This window comes from Georgenia sp. Z1344 (assembly GCF_049856295.1).
In the GTDB taxonomy this organism is placed as follows: domain Bacteria; phylum Actinomycetota; class Actinomycetes; order Actinomycetales; family Actinomycetaceae; genus JB111.
In genome coordinates this window covers 34402-53141 of record NZ_JBNDMZ010000011.1, presented here as the reverse complement: position 1 = coordinate 53141, position 18740 = coordinate 34402, and the positions used below count along the sequence as shown (strand labels likewise).

The window sequence follows — 18740 nt, the reverse complement described above, 5'->3', positions numbered from 1 at the left end:
ACGTGCCGGTCGCCACACGCCCGCATCGGGCCCGGTCCCGCGACGCGTGGGAGCCCGGCAGCGGTGCACACTTGCCCCATGCCTCGCTCCACGACGGCCGTCCGGCGCGCCGCCCACCCGTCCGCCATCGCGCGTGACTGGGCGACCTTCAGCTCGGTCCTCATGCAGCGTCAGACGGCGCTGCGCGACCTGTACCCCGCCGCCACCTCGGTGCCTCGCGCCCTGGGCGCGCTGCTCGCCCTGGCCCTCGCCGTCGGCGGCAGCCTCGTGCTTCGGCCCGGGATCGCGGGCGAGCCGTGGGGACCGCTCCAGGCGCCGGTCCTGCTCGTCGTCGGGATCGTCCTCGTGCTCGGCGCCGCCGTGCTCGCGATCCTGCTCATGCGGTCCGGGAACCCGGTCATCGCCGGCACGCTCGCCTGGGCGGTGCTCCCCACCGTGGTGACCGAGGACGGGCGCCGACAGCGCCGCGCGGGACAGCTCACCGCCCGCCAGCACGAGGCGGTCCAGGAGGTGGGGCGGCTCCTCGCCCCGGGGCCGGTGCGACTCCGGCAGGTGGGAGCGGCGCTCGCGATCCTGGCGACGGTCGCCGCCACGGCGTTCGCTGTCGGACCGGTCATCGAGCAGACGCGCGCCTACGCGAACGACGCCACGCTCGGCGCCATGGTCGCCGCCCTCATCCGGGCCGTCGCCTGCTGGTGGCTCGCGATCGCCGCCGGCCTCGGTGCCTGGCGCCTGACCGTGGCCCGCAACGGCGGGCTCGGCCCCGGCGGCCTGGGCGCGCGCGTGTGGACGCTGCGCCGCGCGGGCGTCGACGTCACCGACACCTCGGGGGCGCAGCCCGCCGACGACCGCCGCGGCGCCGACTGGTCCGACGACGGTCCCGGTCTGGCCACGCAGGTCGCCGGGGTCGACGCCCACGGCGAGCGGCACCACGGGTACGGGTCCGGTGGACCCGGGGCGTACGGGCAGCACGGTGGGCCGAGCGGCCCCGGTGGGTACGGCGGCGGCGATGGCCCGGGCGGACCCGAGCAGTACGGCTACGGCCCGCATGGTGGCTACGCCGGCGCAGGGCAGGAGGCCCCCGGACATCGGGGCGCCGACGGCGGACCCGGCCAGGGCGGTTATGGCGGCCCTGCGCCGGCGGGGTATGGCTACGGCGGTCCCGGTTCGGACGGATCCGGTGCGGGCGGCTACGGCGGTCCCGGTTCGGACGGATCCGGTGCGGGCGGCTACGGCGGTCCCGGCCAGGGAGGACGCGGTGCGCAGGACGGGCACGACCGGCAGGCCTACGACCAGCACGCGTACGGAGAGCACGCGTACGGCCGGGAGCCGCGCCCCGGGCAGGGCGTCCCGCCCGTCGACCCCCGCGGCGCCACGCCGGAGGGCGCGTTCAGCCCGGACGCCTCCGGCGAGGGCTACGTCCACCAGGGCGACGACCCGGGCGGCGACTCCGCCCCCGTCGCCACGGGCGCGCACGCCGCGTTCGGCGCGCACTCCGCCCCCTCGTGGCGGGAGACGGGGGAGTGGGAAGAGGTGCCGGACGTCCGCGTCGGCGGGTACCTCCTCGACGGCGGGATCACGCTCGTCGGCCGCGACCCGGAGCCACGTGCCGGGGAGCTCGTCGACAACCTCATGGTGGTCCCTGACCCGTCGATGTCGAAGACCCACCTGTCGGTCCGTCTCACCGGTTCCCAGCTCCACGCGATCGACCGGGACTCGACGAACGGCACCTTCTACGTGGCCGAGGACGGCACGGTGACCAAGCTGGACCCGTGGCGCGAGGTCGTCGTGCCGGAGGGCGCCGCGCTGCGCGTGGGGGACTCGCTCCTCGAGTGGGACGACCCCTGGTCGGAGGACGAGGACGACGCCGGACAGACCATCCTGCGCTGACCCGGGCGCGCGGCTACCAGGCCTCGAGGAGGCGCAGCCACACCTCGCTCATCGTCGGGTAGGCGGGCACGGCGTGCCACAGGCGGTCGAGCGGGATCTCGCCGACCACCGCGATCGTCGCGGCGTGCAGCAGCTCGGCGGCGTCGGGCCCGACGAACGTCATCCCGACGATCACCTCCCGCTCCTCGTCGACGACCATCCGGACCTTCCCGGCGTACCCGTCGGCGTGCAGCGCCGAGCCCGCCACTGCGCCGAGGTCCTGGTCGACGACCCGCACCGGGTGGCCGGCCTCCTCGGCCTGGGCTGCCGTGCGGCCGACGCTCGCGACCTGCGGGTCCGTGAACACCACCTGGGTCGTCGCGAGCGCGTCGGCCGTCGCCGCGTGCATGCCCCACGGCTCGGCCTCGACCGGCTCGCCTGCCGCGCGGGCCGCGATCGCCGCACCCGCGGCGCGCGCCTGGTACTTCCCGTGGTGCGTGAGCGGGGCGCGGTGGTTGGCGTCCCCGACGGCGTAGAGCCAGTCCAGCGGCGCGCCGTCGGGGCCCAGCGCACGCAGCGTCTCGTCGACGTCGACCCACCCCTCCGGCAGGCCGACGGCGTCGAGCCCGAGCCCTGGCCGCGGCTCCCGGCCGGTGGCCACGAGGAGCTGCTCGGACCGCACGGTGGAGCCGTCGTCGAGATCGATCTCGACACCCGAGGCGATCCGGCGCACGGCCGACGGTGAGACGCCCGTGCGGACGTCGACGCCGCGCGCGGCCAGCGCCTCGGTGACCGTCTCGCCCGCGAACGGCTCGTAGCCGCCGAGGAGGCCGCCGCGCACGAGCATGGTCACCCGCGCACCGAGGTCGCTGAAGGCTCCCGCCAGCTCGGAGCCGACGGCCCCGCCTCCGATCACCACGAGGGAGTCGGGGATCTCGGTCGCGGACACCGCCTCGCGGTTGGTCCACGGCTCGGCCTCGCGCAGTCCCGGGACGTCGGGCAGGAACGGCCGCGTCCCCGTGGCGAGCGCGACGGCGTGACGGGCCCGCAGCACGCGCTCGCCGCCGCCCTCGAGCTCGACCGTCACCTCGCGCACCCCGCTCAGCCGGCCCCTCCCGCGGACGAGGTCGATGCCGGCCGAGCCGAGCCACTCGACCTGACCGGCGTCGTCCCAGTCGGACGTGAACGAGGTCCGTCGCGCGAGGACGGCCCCGACGTCGAGGTCGCCGGTGACCGCCTGGCGGGCGCCGTCGACGGCCAGCGCGGCGCGGCGTGCGTCGCCGCTGCGCAGGAGCGCCTTGGACGGCATGCACGCCCAGTACGAGCACTCCCCGCCGACGAGCTCGGCCTCGACCACCACCGCCGAGAGCCCGCCCTGGACGGCGTAGTCGGCGACGTTCTCCCCGACCGGTCCGGCCCCCACGACGACGACGTCCCAGGTGTCGGCGTCGTCGTCGGGCGGTGACGGGTGCTGCTCGGACGGGTCGCTGACGGACATGGAGCCCCACTTCGTCGGGCGGTGCTGGCGCTGATGACCCTACGCTCGGGGGATGGCATGCGCACGAGGGGCCGCCGGATGATCGAGCTCCGGTCCGTCACCAAGACCTTCCCGGGCGGCACGCGCGCGGTCGACGATCTCGACCTCGTCATCCGTCCGCACGAGGTGACCGTCCTCGTCGGCTCGTCCGGCTCGGGCAAGACGACGATCCTGCGGATGATCAACCGGATGGTCGAGCCGAGCTCGGGCACCGTGTCGATCGACGGCACCGACGTCGCCACCCGCGAGCCCGTCGCGCTGCGCCGCAGCATCGGCTACGTCATGCAGAGCGCCGGCCTGCTGCCGCACCGCCGGGTGATCGACAACGTCGCCACCGTCCTGCGCCTCACCGGCACGCCGAAGGCCGCCGCCCACGAGAGGGGCCTGGAGCTGATGGACACCGTCGGCCTCGAACGGTCGCTCGCGCGCCGCTACCCCGCCCAGCTCTCCGGCGGGCAGCAGCAGCGCGTCGGCGTCGCCCGGGCGCTGGCGAGCGATCCGAACATCCTGCTGATGGACGAGCCCTTCGGCGCCGTCGACCCCATCGTCCGCACCGAGCTGCAGGACGAGCTGCTCCGCCTCCAGCGCACCCTGTCGAAGACGATCGTGCTCGTCACCCACGACATCGACGAGGCCTTCCGGCTCGGCGACCACGTGGTGCTCCTCGCCGAGGGCGGCCGGATCGTGCAGCAGGGCAGCCCCGCCGAGCTGCTCGCCGCTCCCGCGGACGACTTCGTCGCCTCCTTCATCGGCGCCGACCGGGGTCGCCGTGCGCTCCGGATCGAGGAGGCGGACGGACGCCGGATCGTCGTCGACGCCGACGGGCGCCCCGCGGGCGTGCTCGCCGACGACCCGGGCACCTCCCGAGAGGGCGCCGGATGACCTGGGTCGCGGACAACCTCGACCTCATCGGGGAGCTCACGCTGCGGCACGCCCGGCTGTGCCTCATCCCGATCGTCGCGGGCTTCCTGCTCGCCCTGCCGCCCGGCATCCTCGCGTGGCGCTACCCGGCCGCCCGCGGCGCGGTGCTCACCGTCGTCGGGCTCCTCTACACGATCCCCTCGCTCGCCCTGTTCGTCCTGCTCCCGCCGGTCCTGGGGATCGGGTTCCTCAGCGAGCTCAACGTCGTCGTCGCGATGACCATCTATGCGGTCGCTCTCATGACGCGCACCGTCACCGACGCGCTCGGCGCCGTCGACCCCGACGTCCGCCGCTCCGCCACCGCCCAGGGCTACTCCGGGCCGGGACGCTTCTGGTCGGTCGAGCTGCCGCTGGCCGGACCCGTCCTGCTCTCCGGGCTCCGCGTGGTCGCCATGAGCACGGTGAGCATGGTGACCGTCGGCGTGCTCGTCGGCATCCCGAGCCTCGGCTACCTCTTCATGGACGGGCTGCAGCGCGGCATCGTCGCCGAGATCGTCGCGGGGATCGTCGCCACCGTCGTCGTCGCGCTCGTCATCGACGTCGCGCTCCTCCTGCTGGGCCGCCTCCTCATGCCATGGAGCCGATGGACGGGGGCGCGCGCATGAACCTCTTCCGCGACGCCCTCGCGTGGCTCACCGACCCCGAGCAGTGGACGGGGCCCGGGAACCTGCTCGAGCGCATCGGTGAGCACGCCTGGTACTCGCTCGTCGCGCTGCTGATCTCGGCGCTCGTCGCCGTGCCGCTCGGCTACCTCGTCGGACACACCGGCCGCGGGAAGCAGCTCGTCGTCGGCCTCTCCGGGGCTGGTCGCGCCCTGCCCTCGCTCGGCCTGCTCACGGTCCTCACCCTGCTCGTCGGTGTCGGGGACGCGCTCCTCGCCGCCACGGTGGTGTTCGTCGTCCTCGGCATCCCCTCCGTGCTCGCGGGTGCCTACGCCGGCGTGGAGAACGTCGATCGCGTCGTCGTCGACGCCGCCCGCGCCCAGGGAATGACGCACTGGCAGGTCCTCACGCGGGTCGAGGCACCGCTCGGGCTGCCCCTGCTCGTCGGCGGGCTGCGGAACGCCGCGCTCCAGATCATCGCCACGGCCGTGCTCGCCGCTTACGTCGGCCTCGGCGGCCTGGGCACCTACATCCAGCGCGGCATCTCGCTGCAGCGCTACGACGAGATGCTCGGGGCGGCGCTGGTCATCGTGGTCCTGGCCCTCGTCGTCGACGGCGTGTTCGCGCTGATCGCGAGGCTCGCCGTGCGGGCGAGCGGTGCGCGGGGGAGACTCGGAGACGTCGTCCCTACGGAAGGTCGCTGATCATGCGTCGCCACACCACCACCGCCGCGGTCCTCGCCGCGGCCGCCCTCACGCTCGCGGCCTGCGGGTCGGAGGACCCCTTCGAGGAGGAGACCTCCGCGGACGCGCCCGACGACGCCGGCGAGTCCGGCTCGGAGACCGGTTCCGACGGCCCGGGGGCGGCGGGGGAGACGGTGGTCGTCGGCTCGCAGGCCTACTACTCGAACGAGATCATCGCCGAGATCTACGCGCAGGTCCTCGAGGACGCCGGCTACGGGGTGGAGCGGCAGTTCCAGATCGGCCAGCGCGACGTCTACCTGCAGGCGATGGAGGGTGGCGAGGTCGACGTCCTGCCCGAGTACACGGGCAACCTCCTGCAGTTCTACGCGCCCGACACGGAGGCGCGGGCGAGCGAGGACGTCGCCGCCGAGCTCGAGCGGGCCCTTCCGGAGGGGATGGCGGTTCTCGAGTACTCCGAGGCCCAGGACGCCGACTCCTACAACGTGACGGCCGAGTTCTCCGAGGAGAACGGCATCACGAGCCTCGCGGACCTTGCCGAGTACGACGGCGAGATCACCGTCGGGGGCAACGCCGAGCTCGAGGAGCGCCCGTACGGACCGGCGGGACTCGAGGAGTTCTACGGCGTCGAGGTCGAGTTCCTCGCCATCGGCGACTCCGGCGGCCCCCTGACCAAGGGCGCCATCCTCGACGGCACCATCACGATGGGCGACATCTACACCGCCGACCCGGACCTCGCGTCGGGCGACTTCGTCACGCTCGAGGACCCGGAGAGCATGATCCTCGCCCAGAACGTCGTCCCCCTCGTGCCGGAGGATCTGTCCGGTGAGCTCGGCGAGGTGCTCGACCCCGTCAGCGAGGCGCTCACCACATCCGAGCTCATCGAGCTCAACGCGCGCAGCGTCGAGGAGCAGCTGGACTCCGCGACGATCGCGACCGACTGGCTCGCCGAGAACGACCTGGGAGGGAACTGATGGCCACGACCAACGACATCCTTGTCGATGCGTTCACCCGCATCAACGGCTCCGTCCACCGCGCCGGCTTCTCGCTGACCCGTGAGCAGCTCGACGCCCGCCTCGATCCCGGGGCGAACTCGATCGGCTGGCTCCTGTGGCACCTCACGCGGGTGCAGGACGACCACGTGGCCGGCGCCTTCGGCGTCGACGAGCTGTGGTCGACGGAGGGCTGGGCGCAGCGGTTCGACCTCGACGTCGAGGGCATCGGCTACGGGCACACCGCCGAGGACGTCGACCGGGTGACGGGCTTCGACGCGCGTCTCGTGCTCGACTACCACGACGCCGTCCACGAGCAGACGATCCGGTGCGTCCGCGGGCTCACGGAGGCGGACCTCGACCGGGTGGTCGACGAGAGCTGGGACCCGCCGACGACGATGGGGGTGCGGCTCGTCAGCGTCGTCGACGACTGCCTCAAGCACGTCGGCCAGGCCGCGTTCGTCCGGGGGATCCTCGAGCGCCGCTGACCACGCGGGCGCCCCGGGGCCGGCTCGATGGCCGACGGGCAGGTTAGACGGGCTGGTTCGCCTGGCCGGGTCGCCGGCGTGGTCGACGGGGCGGTTCGCCTGGCCGGTTCGCCGGCGCCGGCGGTCAGACGGCGAGCAGCTCGCGGGCCACGAGTCCGCGCTCGTGCAGCGCCGCCTCGACGCCCGCCCAGATCGCGTCCGCCCACACCTCGTAGCCGGCCGCGTTGGGGTGGAACAGGTCCTCGGCCATGTGCGTGAAGACGATGCCCGGCCACAGCGGCCGGGTGGCCGCGTGCAGCGGCGCCACGTGGAGGTCGTGCGTCTGCGCCACCTCCTCGATCGCCGCGTTGGCGCGGCGCACCCACACCTCGTGCGGGCCGTAGCCGTAGCTCGGGACGTCGGCGACGACGCTGCCGTGCGGCAGGGCGGTCGCGATCGTCTCCATGCGCTCGGCCAGGCCGGGGGCGGTGACCTGCCGCTTCGCGACGTCGTTTGCCCCGATCTCGCAGATGACGAGGTCCGGAGATCGCTCGAGGTCCTCGAGGAGCGGCAGCTGGTCGGCGATGAGATCGGCGGAGGTCGCTCCGGAGACCGAGAGGTTCGTCGTGACGACCGCGCGGTCGAGCGTCTCGGCGAGACGCCGCTCGACGCGGGCGACCCAGGCGTGGCTCGGGTCCGGGACCCCGACACCCTGGGCGGCGGAGTCGCCGACGACGACGAGGTGGAACGCCTCCGGGACCGCGGCGGCCCTGACCTCGTGGGTCCGCTGCGCCCAGTACTCGCGGTGCACCGGCACCTGCCGGCTGACGATGCAGCGTCGGCCGAGGTAGGTGGCGGCGGCCCCCGCGGTGGCCACGGCACCGGCGGCCACGGCGCTCGCGACGACCGCGACAGGACCCCACTGGGGGCGCGCGGAGGACGACGATCGAGAAGGCATGCCCGCCAGGTTAGGGCGCGTCGCGCCGGACCGGCCAGTGGAGAGGGCCCGCGGCGGAAGGATCACAGGGTGGGCGTGGCCCAGGTCGATGGACGCCGTCACGTGGCAGGGGCCGCACCGTGGTCGGATGCGGGGCGCGCCGCCGTCGCCGCGCGGACGGCCGGGGTCGCGCGGACGGCCGCCCAGATGGCGTCCGCCCACACCGCGTACCCCCGGGCGTTCGGATGGAACCAGTCCCCGGCCACGTACCCGAGGATGCGCACCGGCCACAGCGCGGCCGACGCCCCGTGCAGCTCGGCCACCGTGTGGCCGTGCCGCTGGGCCGCGGCGCTCACGAGCGGGTTGAGCCGCCGCACGCGCGGCTCCCACGGCGGGTGCCCGAAGCAGGGCACCTCACCGAGCACGCTCCCGGCCGGCAGGGCGGCGGCGATCTCCTCGATGCGGGCACCGAACCCTGCCGGCTCGTAGTCCCCACGCACCACGTCGTTGGACCCGATGACGCACACGACGAGGTCGGTGTCTGCGCGCAGGCCCTCGAGGAGCGGGAGCTGGTCGGCGATGAGGTCCGCCGTCGTCGCCCCGGAGACCGAGAGGTTCGTCGTCGCGACGGGACGGTCCAGCTCCGTCGCCAGGCGCTCGGCGACCCGCACCACGTAGGCGCGCGCCGGGTCCGGCACACCGACGCCCTGCGCCGCGGAGTCGCCGAGCACGACGAGGTGGAACGCGTCGTCGTCGGGCGGGGTATGTGTCCGGGCGGCCCACCAGTCGCGATGGATCTCGACCTGGCGGCGTGTGCGCCGGGAGCCGAGCGCGAGCGCGGACGCCCCGATCGCCGCCGCCGCGAGAGCGACGACGGCCGCCACCGCGCCGGGGGAGAGTCGCACGCGGACACCGTATCGGCGGACGGATGGTCGACCACCGCGGCGGGCGGAGTATGGTCGTCCCCGTGCGTACCGAGCTCCTGCTCCTTATTTGCCGCGGCGAGGCCCTCTGAGGCCGGCTCCTCGTCGCGGGAGACGTCGTGCTGGCCGCACGTGACCCTCGACCAGGAGACCTGATGAAGACTCGCGGCACCACCAACCTCCAGCGCCCGTCCGGGATGCCGGTGACGAAGTACCGGCCGTTCGCCGAGACGAACCCGGTCCACCTCCCGGACCGCACGTGGCCCGACAAGCGGGTGACCGTCGCCCCCCGGTGGCTCTCGACCGACCTGCGCGACGGTAACCAGGCGCTCATCGAGCCGATGACGCCGGAGCGCAAGCGCACGATGTTCGACCTTCTCGTCCGCCTCGGCTACAAGGAGATCGAGATCGGCTTCCCGGCCGCCTCGCAGGCCGACTTCGACTTCGTCCGCTCGCTGGTCGACGATGACGCCGTGCCCGAGGACGTCACCGTCTCCGTCCTCACGCAGGCGCGCCCCGAGCTCATCCACCGCACGGTCGAGTCGCTCGTCGGGTTCCCGCGCGCGACCGTGCACATGTACAACGCGACGGCGCCCGTGTTCCGCGACGTCGTGTTCCGCGCCGGCCGGGAGGGCACGCGTGACCTCGCCGTCGACGGCACACGCGAGGTGATGGCGCACGCCGAGAAGGTGCTCGGCGACGAGACCGTGTTCGGCTACCAGTACAGCCCCGAGATCTTCGTCGACACCGAGCTCGACTTCGCCCTCGAGGTGACCGAGGCCGTCATGGGGGCGTGGCAGCCCGAGAGCGGGCGCGAGATCATCCTCAACCTGCCGGCCACGGTCGAGCGCGCGACGCCGAACGTCTACGCCGACCAGATCGAGTGGATGAGCCGGCACCTGAGCAACCGAGAGCACGTCGCGCTGTCGGTGCACCCGCACAACGACCGCGGCTCCGGCGTGGCGGCCGCCGAGCTGGCGATGCTCGCCGGCGCCGACCGGGTCGAGGGCTGCCTGTTCGGGCAGGGCGAGCGCACCGGCAACGTCGACCTCGTCACCCTCGCGATGAACCTGTACTCGCAGGGCGTCGACCCGATGATCGACCTCTCCGACATCGACGAGGTGCGCCGCACGGTCGAGCACTGCACCCAGATGGACGTCCACGCCCGCCACCCGTACGGCGGCGACCTCGTCTACACCTCGTTCTCCGGATCGCACCAGGACGCCATCAAGAAGGGCTTCCAGGTCCGCGACGCCAAGGTGGCCGAGGCGGGCGACGACGACGCCGCCGTGGTCTGGGACCTGCCCTACCTGCCCGTCGACCCGAAGGACGTCGGGCGGACGTACGAGGCCGTGGTGCGCGTCAACAGCCAGTCCGGCAAGGGCGGCATCGCCTACCTCCTGCACTCGACGCGCAGCCTCGACCTGCCGCGTCGCCTGCAGATCGAGCTCGCCGGCATCGTGCAGAAGCACACCGACGCCTACGGCGGGGAGATCGACGCCGAGCGGCTGTGGTCGATCTTCGTCGACGAGTACCTGCCCTACACCGTGACCGACGGCCTCGCGCCGTGGGGCCGGTACACGCTGCGCAGCACCTCTCTCACCTCCCACGGGGAGGGCGGCGACGCCGACCTCACCGTGGTGCTCGACGACGGCGGGGAGGAGCTCCTGCTCTCCGGGCGCGGCAACGGACCGATCGACGCGTTCGTCCACGCGCTCGGCAGCATCGGGGTCGAGGCCTCCGTGCTCGACTACGCCGAGCACGCGCTCTCGGCGGGCGGGGACGCGATGGCGGCGGCCTACCTCGAGGTGGAGACCGGCGACCAGGTCGTCTGGGGAGTAGGCGTCGACCCGTCGACGATGACCGCGTCCTTCCAGGCGATCATCTCGGCCGTCAACCGGGCCGCGCGCACGGCAGGGGGTCCGGCCGCGGGCTGACGGGCGGGCCTGCCGCGGGCTGACGGGCGGGCCTGCCGCGGGCTGACGGGCCCGCGCGCCGGGACGCCCGTGCCTACCTCAGGTCGATGACCTCGAGGCCCGTCGCCCGTGCGAGGTGCTCGTAGTCGACGTCCCGGTGCGCGAGTCTCGCTCCGTGTCGGAGGGCGATCGCCGCGATCAGGCAGTCCTGGAGAGCCCGGGGCTTCGTGCCCGCGGCGCGAGCCGCGTGAAACACGTCGACGGCGCCGCGGTAGTCGAGGGTCGGATCCACCCGGCACCAGTGCTGGCTGAGCATGAGCCGCTCCACCTGCTCGGTCCGGCGGCCTGCCCGGGTCCCCGCGAGGAGCTCCATCATCACCGGCTCGGTCGTCGCGAGGTCACTGCCCAGGTGGTCGCGGACGAACTCCGTGGCCGGCGTCGTCGTCCCGCGGAGGAACTCGATCCACACCGATGTGTCGACCAGGATCACGGGCGAACCACGCGGTCGGCCCGCATCTCGTGGAGGTCGCCCTCCCAGCCGGTCCCCTCGAGCGAGAGCATCTCGGAGCGGTTCATCGCCGGCCCGACCAGGCGTCGCAGCGCCAGGTCGACCGCCTCGCGCTTGGTCCGCACGCCGTACCTCTGCATCACCTCGGTGACGAGGTCGTCGTCCAGGTCGATGTTGGTGCGTGCCATACACCAACGATACACCTCGCTTGTGCGACGCGCGGCGCGGCCCGTGGTGGTCCGTCGTCCTGTCGGACCGAGGGGCGACAATGGGGGAGTGAGGCTCTACCGGGACGAGGCGGTGGTCCTGCGCTCCCACGACCTGTCGGAGGCGGACCGCATCGTCACCATGCTCTCGCGCGAGCACGGTCTGGTCCGGGCGGTCGCCAAGGGCGTGCGCCGCACGAGCTCCCGCTTCGGCGCCCGGCTCGAGCCGTTCACCGTCGTCGACGTCCAGCTGCATCGCGGCCGCAACCTCGACACCGTCACGCAGGTGGAGACGATCGCCCCGTACGGCCGTTCCCTCGCCACCGACTACTCGCTGTTCACGTCCGCGACCGTCATGGTCGAGACCGCGAACCAGCTCACCGAGGCCGAGGAGGTGCCTGCGCCCCAGCAGTACATCCTGCTCATCGGGGCACTGCACGCGATGAGCATGCGTCGGCACGCGGCCACGCTCGTGCTCGACTCCTACCTGCTGCGCTCGCTGGCCGTGGCCGGCTGGGCGCCCAGCTGCTACGACTGCGCCCGCTGCGGGGCCGACGGCCCGCACCGCGCCTGGTCCACCCAGATGGGCGGGGCGATGTGCGCGTCGTGCCGGCCGCCCGGGTCGGCCTCGCCGGCGGAGGAGACGATGACCCTGCTCGGCGCCCTGCTCTCCGGCGACTGGCCCGTGGCCGACGCCTCGCACGACCGCCACCGCACCGAGGCCTCGGGGCTGGTCGCCGCCCACCTCCAGTACCACCTCGAGCGCCGCCTGCGCTCCCTGCCCTTCGTGGAGCGCGCATGAGCCGGCCCCCCCGCACCGACCCCGTCCCGCCGCCGCCCCACCCCTCCGGCGAACGCCCGCCGCAGATCCCGCGCGAGCTCGTGCCCGCGCACGTCGCCGTCATCATGGACGGCAACGGCCGGTGGGCCAACGCCCGCGGGCTGCCCCGGACCGAGGGCCACGCGGCGGGGGAGGCCTCGCTCCTCGACGTCGTCGCCGGAGCGATCGACATCGGCGTGACGCACGTCAGCGCGTACGCGTTCTCCACCGAGAACTGGAAGCGCTCGCCCGCCGAGGTCCGCTACCTCATGGGCTTCAACAGGGACGTCATCCGACGACGACGGGACGAGATGCACGCCTGGGGCGTCCGCGTGCGCTGGGCCGGTCGGCGCCCACGGCTGTGGGGCTCCGTCATCCGCGAGCTCGAGACGGCCGAGGAGCTGACTCGGCACAACACGACCGCCACGCTGACGATGTGCGTGAACTACGGGGGGCGCGCCGAGCTCGCCGACGCCGCCGCCGACCTCGCCCGCGACGTCGCCGCCGGCAGGGTCAACCCCGACCGGGTGACCGAGCGGACCCTCGCGCGCTACCTCGACGAGCCGGACATGCCCGACGTCGACGTGCTGTGGCGCACCGGCGGCGAGCAGCGCACGAGCAACTTCCTCCTGTGGCAGTCCGCCTACGCCGAGCTCGTCTTCACCGACGAGGCGTGGCCCGACGTCGACCGGCGCTCCCTGTGGCGGGTGGTCGAGGAGTACGCGCGGCGGGATCGCCGTTGGGGCGGTGCCGTCGACCGGGCGGCCGAGCCGTCGGGCTGACGGAGCCCTCGTCGGGTGTCGTGGGATGGCTCACTCAGGTGAGCCTTCGACCAGGCCGCCCGGCCGTCGGGCTGACGGAGCCCTCGTCGGGTTTCGTGGGATGGCTCACTCAGGTGAGCCTTGCCTATGCATTCGCAGGTCGGTAACTTTTCGACACGCAAACGTAGCGTAATTGGTGGTCACGGCGTCGTGAGACGAGGTGGCCGCCCCCGAACGAGAGCTGGTCCCCCGTGCGTCACCCCCGACTCCATGTCATCGCCGCTGCCTCGGCGGTGGCCCTCACCCTCGCCGCCTGCGGCGGCTCCGACGACTCCGCCGACGAGGGGGACGACGCCGCGGTCGAGGAGACGACGGACGAGCGCTTCGACGACGACGGCGCGGGTGACGAGAGCGCCTCGGAGTCCGGCTCGGAGTCGGGTTCGCAGGGATCGGCGGACGAGTCGTCGTCGGGCGATGCGGGTGACGGGTCCGCGGACGCCGGCGCGGCCGGGATCTCCGGGGCCGAGCTCCCGATCGAGATCGAGCACGCCTTCGGGACCACCGTCATCGAGGAGGTCCCCGAGCGGGTCGCGACCGTCAACTGGGCGAACCACGAGGTCCCGCTCGCCCTCGGTGTCGTGCCCGTCGGCATGGCGTCCGCAGACTTCGGCGACGACGACGGCAACGGCATGCTGCCCTGGGTCGAGGAGGAACTCGAGGCGCTCGGCGGCGAGCAGCCCGTCCTGTTCGACGAGACCGACGGCATCGACTTCGAGGCCGTCGCCGACACCCAGCCCGACGTCATCCTCGCCGCGTACTCCGGCCTCACGCAGGAGGACTACGACACGCTCAGCGAGATCGCGCCCGTCGTCGCCTACCCGGAGACGGCCTGGGGGACCTCCTGGCGGGACACGATCAGCTACAACGCCGCCGGCCTCGGCCTGGTCGAGGAGGGCGAGGAGCTCGTCGCCGAGCTCGAGGGCGAGATCGACGCCACCGTCGAGGCGCACCCCGAGCTCGAGGGCGTGTCGACGATGTTCATGACCCACGTCGACGTCGCCGACCTCAGCACCGTCAACTTCTACACCGCCAACGACACCCGCGCCGCGTTCTTCGAGGACCTCGGCCTCGCCACGCCGGCCGCGGTCGAGGAGGCCTCCGCCAGCGGCGAGTTCTCCGGCTCCGTGAGTGCCGAGCAGGTCGACATGTTCGACGACGTCGAGCTCATCGTCACTTACGGCGACCAGGAGCTCGTCGACACGCTCGAGGCGGACCCCCTCCTCTCCCAGATGCCGGCCGTCGAGTCCGGCGCCATCGTCTTCCTCGACGGGTCCGGCCCGATGGGTACGGCGGCGAACCCCACGCCGCTGTCCATCTCCTGGGTCCTCGAGGACTATGTCGACCTCCTCGCCGAGGCAGCAGCCGGGTCGCAGTGACCCAGGCCCCGGAACGCGAGGAGGTCGGGAGGGCGCCGTCCACGCCCTCCGGACCCGGGCCGGACGTCGCCATCCTCCGACGTCCGGCCCGGGCACGTCTGTTCTGGCTCCTCGTGCTGCTCGCCGCGGTCGCCGCACTGACGATGGCCTCGGTGGCGATCGGCTCGCGCGCGGTCTCCGTCCAGGAGATCCTCGCAGGACTCACGGGCTCCACCGACTCGGTCGGTGAGGCGGTCGTCTACACCCGCGTGCCCCGGACCTTCCTCGCCCTGCTCGTCGGGGCCGCGCTCGGCGTGGCCGGCGCCGCCATGCAGGGCGTCACCCGCAACCCGCTCGCCGACCCAGGGATCCTCGGCGTGACGATGGGCGCCTCGCTCGCGGTCGTCGTCGGGATGGCCTGGTTCGGCCTGTGGACCCGGACCGGCATGATCTGGACCGCGATCCTCGGGGCGGGCCTCGCCGCCGTGTTCGTCTACGTCATCGCCTCGGTCGGCCGCGGGGGTGCCACGCCGCTCACCCTTGCCCTCGCGGGAGCCGCCACCTCGGCCGCGCTCGCCTCCTTCATCACCGCGGTCGCCCTCCCGCGCGGCGACATCGCCGGCAGCATCCGCTCCTGGCAGGTCGGCGGGGTCGGCGGCGCGACCCACGAGGCCACCGGCCAGGTACTGCCGTTCCTCGTCGTCGGGCTCCTCGTCTGCCTGGCCTCCGCGCGCAGCCTCAACTCGCTCGCCCTCGGTGACGACGTGGCCGCCGGCCTCGGCGTGCGCGTCGGGGTCGCTCGGCTCGTCGCGGCCGCCGGGGCGGTCGTCCTGACCGGTGCCGCGACGGCGGTCGCCGGACCGATCGGGTTCGTCGGCCTCGTCGTCCCGCACCTGTGCCGGCTCCTCGTCGGGACCGACCACCGGTGGCTCATGCCCTTCTCCGCGCTCGCCGGCGCGGGGCTGCTCGTCGGAGCCGACGTCCTCGGCCGAGTCGTGGCACGCCCCGGCGAGATCGACGTCGGCATCATCACCGCCGTCGTCGGCGCCCCGGTCTTCATCGCCATCGTCCGCCGCACGAAGGTCCGCGAGCTGTGAGCGCGGTGACCGAGCGAGCGCGGACGACTGCCTCGTCGACACGCCCCGACGACGCCGGACGGACCGTCACGGGGCGCCCCCGCGCGGCGGACGCCCTCGCCCGGGCGCGCCGGCGCCGGACGCGTCGGGGCCTCACGGTGGCGCTCGTCCTGCTCGGCGTCGTCGTCGCGCTGTGGTGCGCCTCCCTCATGGTCGGACGCACGTTCTACCCGCCCGCCGACGTGTGGGCCGTCGTCACGGGCGAGCAGGTCGAGGGGGCGAGCTTCACCGTCGGTCGGCTGCGCCTGCCGCGGGCGACCCTCGCCTTCGTCGCCGGCCTGTGCCTCGGCCTCGGGGGCGTCACCTTCCAGACGATGCTCCGCAACCCGCTCGCGAGCCCGGACATCATCGGGATCAGCGCGGGCGCGAGCGCGGCAGCCGCCTTCGCCATCATCGTGCTCGACCTCGACGGCGGGCAGGTCTCCGCGGTCGCCGTGATCGCCGGGCTCGGTGTCGCGGTACTCATCTACGCGCTGTCCTACCGGGGCGGGGTCGCCGGCACGCGGCTCGTGCTCATCGGCATCGGGATCGCGGCGATGCTGGACTCGGTGACGAGCTACCTGCTCGACGGCGCCGCCCAGTGGGACCTGCAGGAGGCCATGCGCTGGCTCGTCGGCAGCCTCAACGGCACGACGTGGGGGGCCGTCGTCCCCGCCGCGATCGCCCTCGCCGTCCTCGGTCCCGTCCTGCTGTCGCGCGGCCGCGACCTGTCCGCCATGCAGCTCGGCGACGACGCCGCCCGCGCACTCGGCGTCCGGGTCGAGCGCACGCGCCTCACGCTCGTCGTGGCGGCGGTCGGCCTCATCGCGTTCGCGACCGCGGCCGCCGGCCCGATCGCGTTCGTCGCCTTCCTCTCCGGGCCGATCGCCGCGCGCGTGGTGGGCCCCGGGCGGTCCCTGCTCGTCCCCGCGGCGCTCGTGGGCGCCGTCCTCGTGCTCGCCGCCGACCTCGCCGGGCAGTACGCGTTCGGCACCAGGTTCCCCGCCGGCGTCATCACGGGCGTCCTCGGGGCCCCCTACCTCGTCTACCTCATCGCACGCACCGACCGGGCCGGAGGCTCACTGTGACCGACCGAACGCTGACCGCCGAGAACGTGTGGGTCGGGTACCGCGACCGCCGGGTGATCGAGGACCTCAGCCTCGCCGTCCCGCCGGGGCGGATCACGGCGATCGTCGGTGCCAACGCCTGCGGGAAGTCGACGCTGCTCCGCGCGATGTCTCGCCTGCTCGCGCCCGCGAAGGGGCGCGTGGTCCTCGACGGGAAGGACGTCCACCGCATCCACGCCCGCAAGCTGGCCCAGGTCCTCGGCCTGCTCCCGCAGACGCCCCTCGCCCCGGAGGGGATCACCGTCGCGGACCTCGTGGGGCGCGGCCGGCACCCGCACCAGGGCATGCTCGCGCGCTGGAGCGAGGCCGACGACGTCGCCGTCGCGCGCGCCCTCGAGGCCACCGGGACGACTGACCTCGCGGACCGGCCGGTCGACGAGCTCTCCGGCGGGCAGCGGCAGCGCGCCTGGATCGCCATGGTGCTCGCCCAGGAGACGGACGTGCTCCTGCTCGACGAGCCGACGACGTTCCTCGACGTCTCCCACCAGGTCGAGGTCCTCGATCTGCTCACCGACCTCAACATCGAACGCGGCACGACGATCGTCATGGTGCTGCACGACCTCAACCTGGCCGCCCGCTACGCCGACCATCTCGTGGCCGTCGCGGGCGGGACGGTGCACGCCGCGGGGAGGCCGACCGAGGTGCTCACCTCGGCGTGCGTCGAGGCGGTCTTCGGGATCGGCTCGACGATCGTGGCCGACCCGGTGACCGGGAGCCCGCTCATGGTGCCCATCGGCCGGCACCACGCCCGACCCATGGAGGTGGCCTCATGACCCCGACCGCCACGATCACCCCCGCGCGGGCCGGCGCCGTGACCTACCCGCCCTCGCGCGCCTTCCGTACGCGGGTGCGCGCCGTCGAGCCGCTCACGCCGCACCTCACCCGCATCACCCTGACGGGCGACGAGCTCGAGCATGCCGGTCCGTTGTGCCTCGACCAGCGGATCAAGCTGTACCTGCCCCGGGCCGACGGGACCCTGCCCGACGTCGGGCTCTTCGACGAGCCGCGTCCCACGATGGCCGAGTGGTACCGCCGCTGGCGCGAGCTGCCCGACGCCGAGCGCAACCCGATGCGGACCTACACGCTGCGGGCGGTGCGACCCGGGTCGAGCGAGATCGACATCGACTTCGTCCTGCACGGCACCGAGGGTCCGGCGTCCGCGTGGGCGAGCGCGGCGCAGGTCGGCGACGAGCTCGTCGTCATCGGCCCGGACGCGCGCAGCGAGTCGGAGAACGGCGGCATCGCGTGGCATCCGGGCCGGGCGCGCCGTGTACTTCTCGCCGGCGACGAGACGGCTCTCCCGGCGATCTGCGGCGTCGTCGAGACCCTGGACGCGAGCTTCTCCGGGGAGGTGTTCGTCGAGGTGCCGACCGCGGAGGACGTGGTCGAGCTCGCGGCGCCCGACGGCATGACCGTCCACTGGCTCGTGCGCGGCGAGCGCGAGCACGGGGCCGCGCTCGATACCGCCGTCCGCGCGTGGGGCGACGAGCGTTTCCCGGCGGGCGGACCGGTGGCCGACGGCGCGGCGCGCGCGGGCACGGGACCTGCGCCGCAGACCGGCCCGGGCGACGACGCACCCTCCGCCCCGACCCCGGACCCGGAGGGGATCCTCTGGGACGTCCCCGCCGACGTCGAGGGACCCGACTACGCGTGGCTGGCGGGGGAGGCGAGCGTCATCACCGCGCTGCGCCGCTTCCTCGTGCGTGACAAGGGGCTCGACCGCCGCTCGGTGGCGTTCATGGGCTACTGGCGCCGCGGGCGGTCCGAGGGCAGCTGACCGGCGCGGCCGGGCGGTAGGACCGGTGCTGCCGTCCGGCACGGGAAAGGTGCACCCCGCGGGGAAGGTCCCGCCGGAGGACCCCCTGCTGCGGGTGGCCTCCGACGTGGTCGGCACCCGGCGAGGTGGGCTCCATGCCCTCCTGC

General features: G+C 73.9%; 19 protein-coding genes. 14 read left to right on the top strand and 5 right to left on the bottom strand.

The features are described 5' to 3' along the window. The first annotated feature begins 78 nt into the window (after nt 1–78). Entirely contained in the window at nt 79–1890 is a 1812-nt protein-coding gene (locus ACPYO6_RS12910; RefSeq protein ID WP_425715109.1) for an FHA domain-containing protein, read from the top strand. A 13-nt stretch (nt 1891–1903) separates the two neighbouring features. Here ACPYO6_RS12910 and ACPYO6_RS12905 read toward each other — a convergent pair whose 3' ends face one another. After that, complete coding sequence (locus tag ACPYO6_RS12905; RefSeq protein WP_425715108.1) at nt 1904–3367, bottom strand: dihydrolipoyl dehydrogenase family protein; 1464 nt, start codon at nt 3365–3367, stop codon at nt 1904–1906. Nucleotides 3368–3445: 78 nt separating this feature from the next. On the opposite strand from ACPYO6_RS12905, the gene ACPYO6_RS12900 reads away from it, so the two are divergent. The 5 genes from ACPYO6_RS12900 to ACPYO6_RS12880 are packed head-to-tail and all read left to right on the top strand — an operon-like array spanning nt 3446 to nt 7110. After that, nucleotides 3446–4288 (top strand): ABC transporter ATP-binding protein, encoded by an 843-nt coding sequence (locus ACPYO6_RS12900; RefSeq protein WP_425715246.1) that lies wholly within the window; start codon nt 3446–3448, stop codon nt 4286–4288. Continuing rightward, nucleotides 4285–4932: an ABC transporter permease gene (locus ACPYO6_RS12895; RefSeq protein ID WP_425715107.1), complete on the top strand. Its 648-nt coding sequence runs from the start codon at nt 4285–4287 to the stop codon at nt 4930–4932. Before ACPYO6_RS12900 ends, ACPYO6_RS12895 begins: the two co-directional genes overlap by 4 nt. Beyond that, complete coding sequence (locus ACPYO6_RS12890) at nt 4929–5633, top strand: ABC transporter permease (protein ID WP_425715105.1); 705 nt, start codon at nt 4929–4931, stop codon at nt 5631–5633. Before ACPYO6_RS12895 ends, ACPYO6_RS12890 begins: the two co-directional genes overlap by 4 nt. Nucleotides 5634–5635: 2 nt before the next feature. Next, nucleotides 5636–6604, top strand: coding sequence for an ABC transporter substrate-binding protein (locus ACPYO6_RS12885; protein ID WP_425715104.1), 969 nt, complete (start codon nt 5636–5638; stop codon nt 6602–6604). Then, nucleotides 6604–7110 carry a mycothiol transferase gene (locus ACPYO6_RS12880; protein ID WP_425715102.1) on the top strand — a complete coding sequence of 169 codons (507 nt, stop codon included), beginning with the start codon at nt 6604–6606 and terminating at the stop codon, nt 7108–7110. Before ACPYO6_RS12885 ends, ACPYO6_RS12880 begins: the two co-directional genes overlap by 1 nt. A 124-nt stretch (nt 7111–7234) precedes the next feature. Here ACPYO6_RS12880 and ACPYO6_RS12875 read toward each other — a convergent pair whose 3' ends face one another. Together ACPYO6_RS12875 and ACPYO6_RS12870 are read right to left on the bottom strand one after the other, a co-directional pair. Beyond that, nucleotides 7235–8047, bottom strand: a complete 813-nt coding sequence (locus tag ACPYO6_RS12875; protein ID WP_425715101.1) for an SGNH/GDSL hydrolase family protein — start codon at nt 8045–8047, stop codon at nt 7235–7237. Between the two features lie 98 nt (nt 8048–8145). Then, entirely contained in the window at nt 8146–8931 is a 786-nt protein-coding gene (locus tag ACPYO6_RS12870) for an SGNH/GDSL hydrolase family protein (RefSeq protein ID WP_425715100.1), read from the bottom strand. A 173-nt stretch (nt 8932–9104) separates the two neighbouring features. Between ACPYO6_RS12870 and leuA the strand changes: the two genes are divergently transcribed. Further along, a complete protein-coding gene (leuA, locus tag ACPYO6_RS12865; RefSeq protein WP_425715099.1) occupies nt 9105–10886 on the top strand; it encodes a 2-isopropylmalate synthase in 1782 nt (593 codons plus the stop codon). Between the two features lie 73 nt (nt 10887–10959). Here the strand turns inward: leuA and vapC are convergent, their stop codons facing one another. Next, entirely contained in the window at nt 10960–11355 is a 396-nt protein-coding gene (gene vapC, locus ACPYO6_RS12860) for a type II toxin-antitoxin system VapC family toxin (protein WP_425715098.1), read from the bottom strand. After that, the gene (locus ACPYO6_RS12855) at nt 11352–11561 is read right to left on the bottom strand and encodes a type II toxin-antitoxin system VapB family antitoxin (RefSeq protein WP_425715097.1); all 210 of its coding nucleotides are present in this window, start codon (nt 11559–11561) and stop codon (nt 11352–11354) included. Before ACPYO6_RS12855 ends, vapC begins: the two co-directional genes overlap by 4 nt. 88 nt (nt 11562–11649) lie before the next feature. Between ACPYO6_RS12855 and recO the strand changes: the two genes are divergently transcribed. The 7 genes from recO (at nt 11650) to ACPYO6_RS12820 (ending at nt 18594) form a co-directional block, all read left to right on the top strand. Next, on the top strand, nt 11650–12381 hold the full coding sequence (gene recO, locus ACPYO6_RS12850) for a DNA repair protein RecO (protein ID WP_425715096.1): 732 nt from the start codon (nt 11650–11652) through the stop codon (nt 12379–12381). Then, a complete protein-coding gene (locus ACPYO6_RS12845) occupies nt 12378–13181 on the top strand; it encodes an isoprenyl transferase (RefSeq protein ID WP_425715095.1) in 804 nt (267 codons plus the stop codon). The genes recO and ACPYO6_RS12845 overlap by 4 nt, the downstream gene beginning before the upstream one ends. A gap of 230 nt (nt 13182–13411) precedes the next feature. Then, a complete protein-coding gene (locus ACPYO6_RS12840; protein WP_425715094.1) occupies nt 13412–14596 on the top strand; it encodes an iron-siderophore ABC transporter substrate-binding protein in 1185 nt (394 codons plus the stop codon). After that, on the top strand, nt 14593–15672 hold the full coding sequence (locus tag ACPYO6_RS12835; protein ID WP_425715093.1) for a FecCD family ABC transporter permease: 1080 nt from the start codon (nt 14593–14595) through the stop codon (nt 15670–15672). The genes ACPYO6_RS12840 and ACPYO6_RS12835 overlap by 4 nt, the downstream gene beginning before the upstream one ends. Beyond that, nucleotides 15669–16778, top strand: coding sequence for a FecCD family ABC transporter permease (locus tag ACPYO6_RS12830; RefSeq protein ID WP_425715092.1), 1110 nt, complete (start codon nt 15669–15671; stop codon nt 16776–16778). Before ACPYO6_RS12835 ends, ACPYO6_RS12830 begins: the two co-directional genes overlap by 4 nt. Further along, a complete protein-coding gene (locus tag ACPYO6_RS12825) occupies nt 16775–17590 on the top strand; it encodes an ABC transporter ATP-binding protein (protein WP_425715091.1) in 816 nt (271 codons plus the stop codon). The genes ACPYO6_RS12830 and ACPYO6_RS12825 overlap by 4 nt, the downstream gene beginning before the upstream one ends. Beyond that, entirely contained in the window at nt 17587–18594 is a 1008-nt protein-coding gene (locus ACPYO6_RS12820) for a siderophore-interacting protein (protein WP_425715090.1), read from the top strand. The genes ACPYO6_RS12825 and ACPYO6_RS12820 overlap by 4 nt, the downstream gene beginning before the upstream one ends. Nucleotides 18595–18740 lie beyond the last annotated feature (146 nt).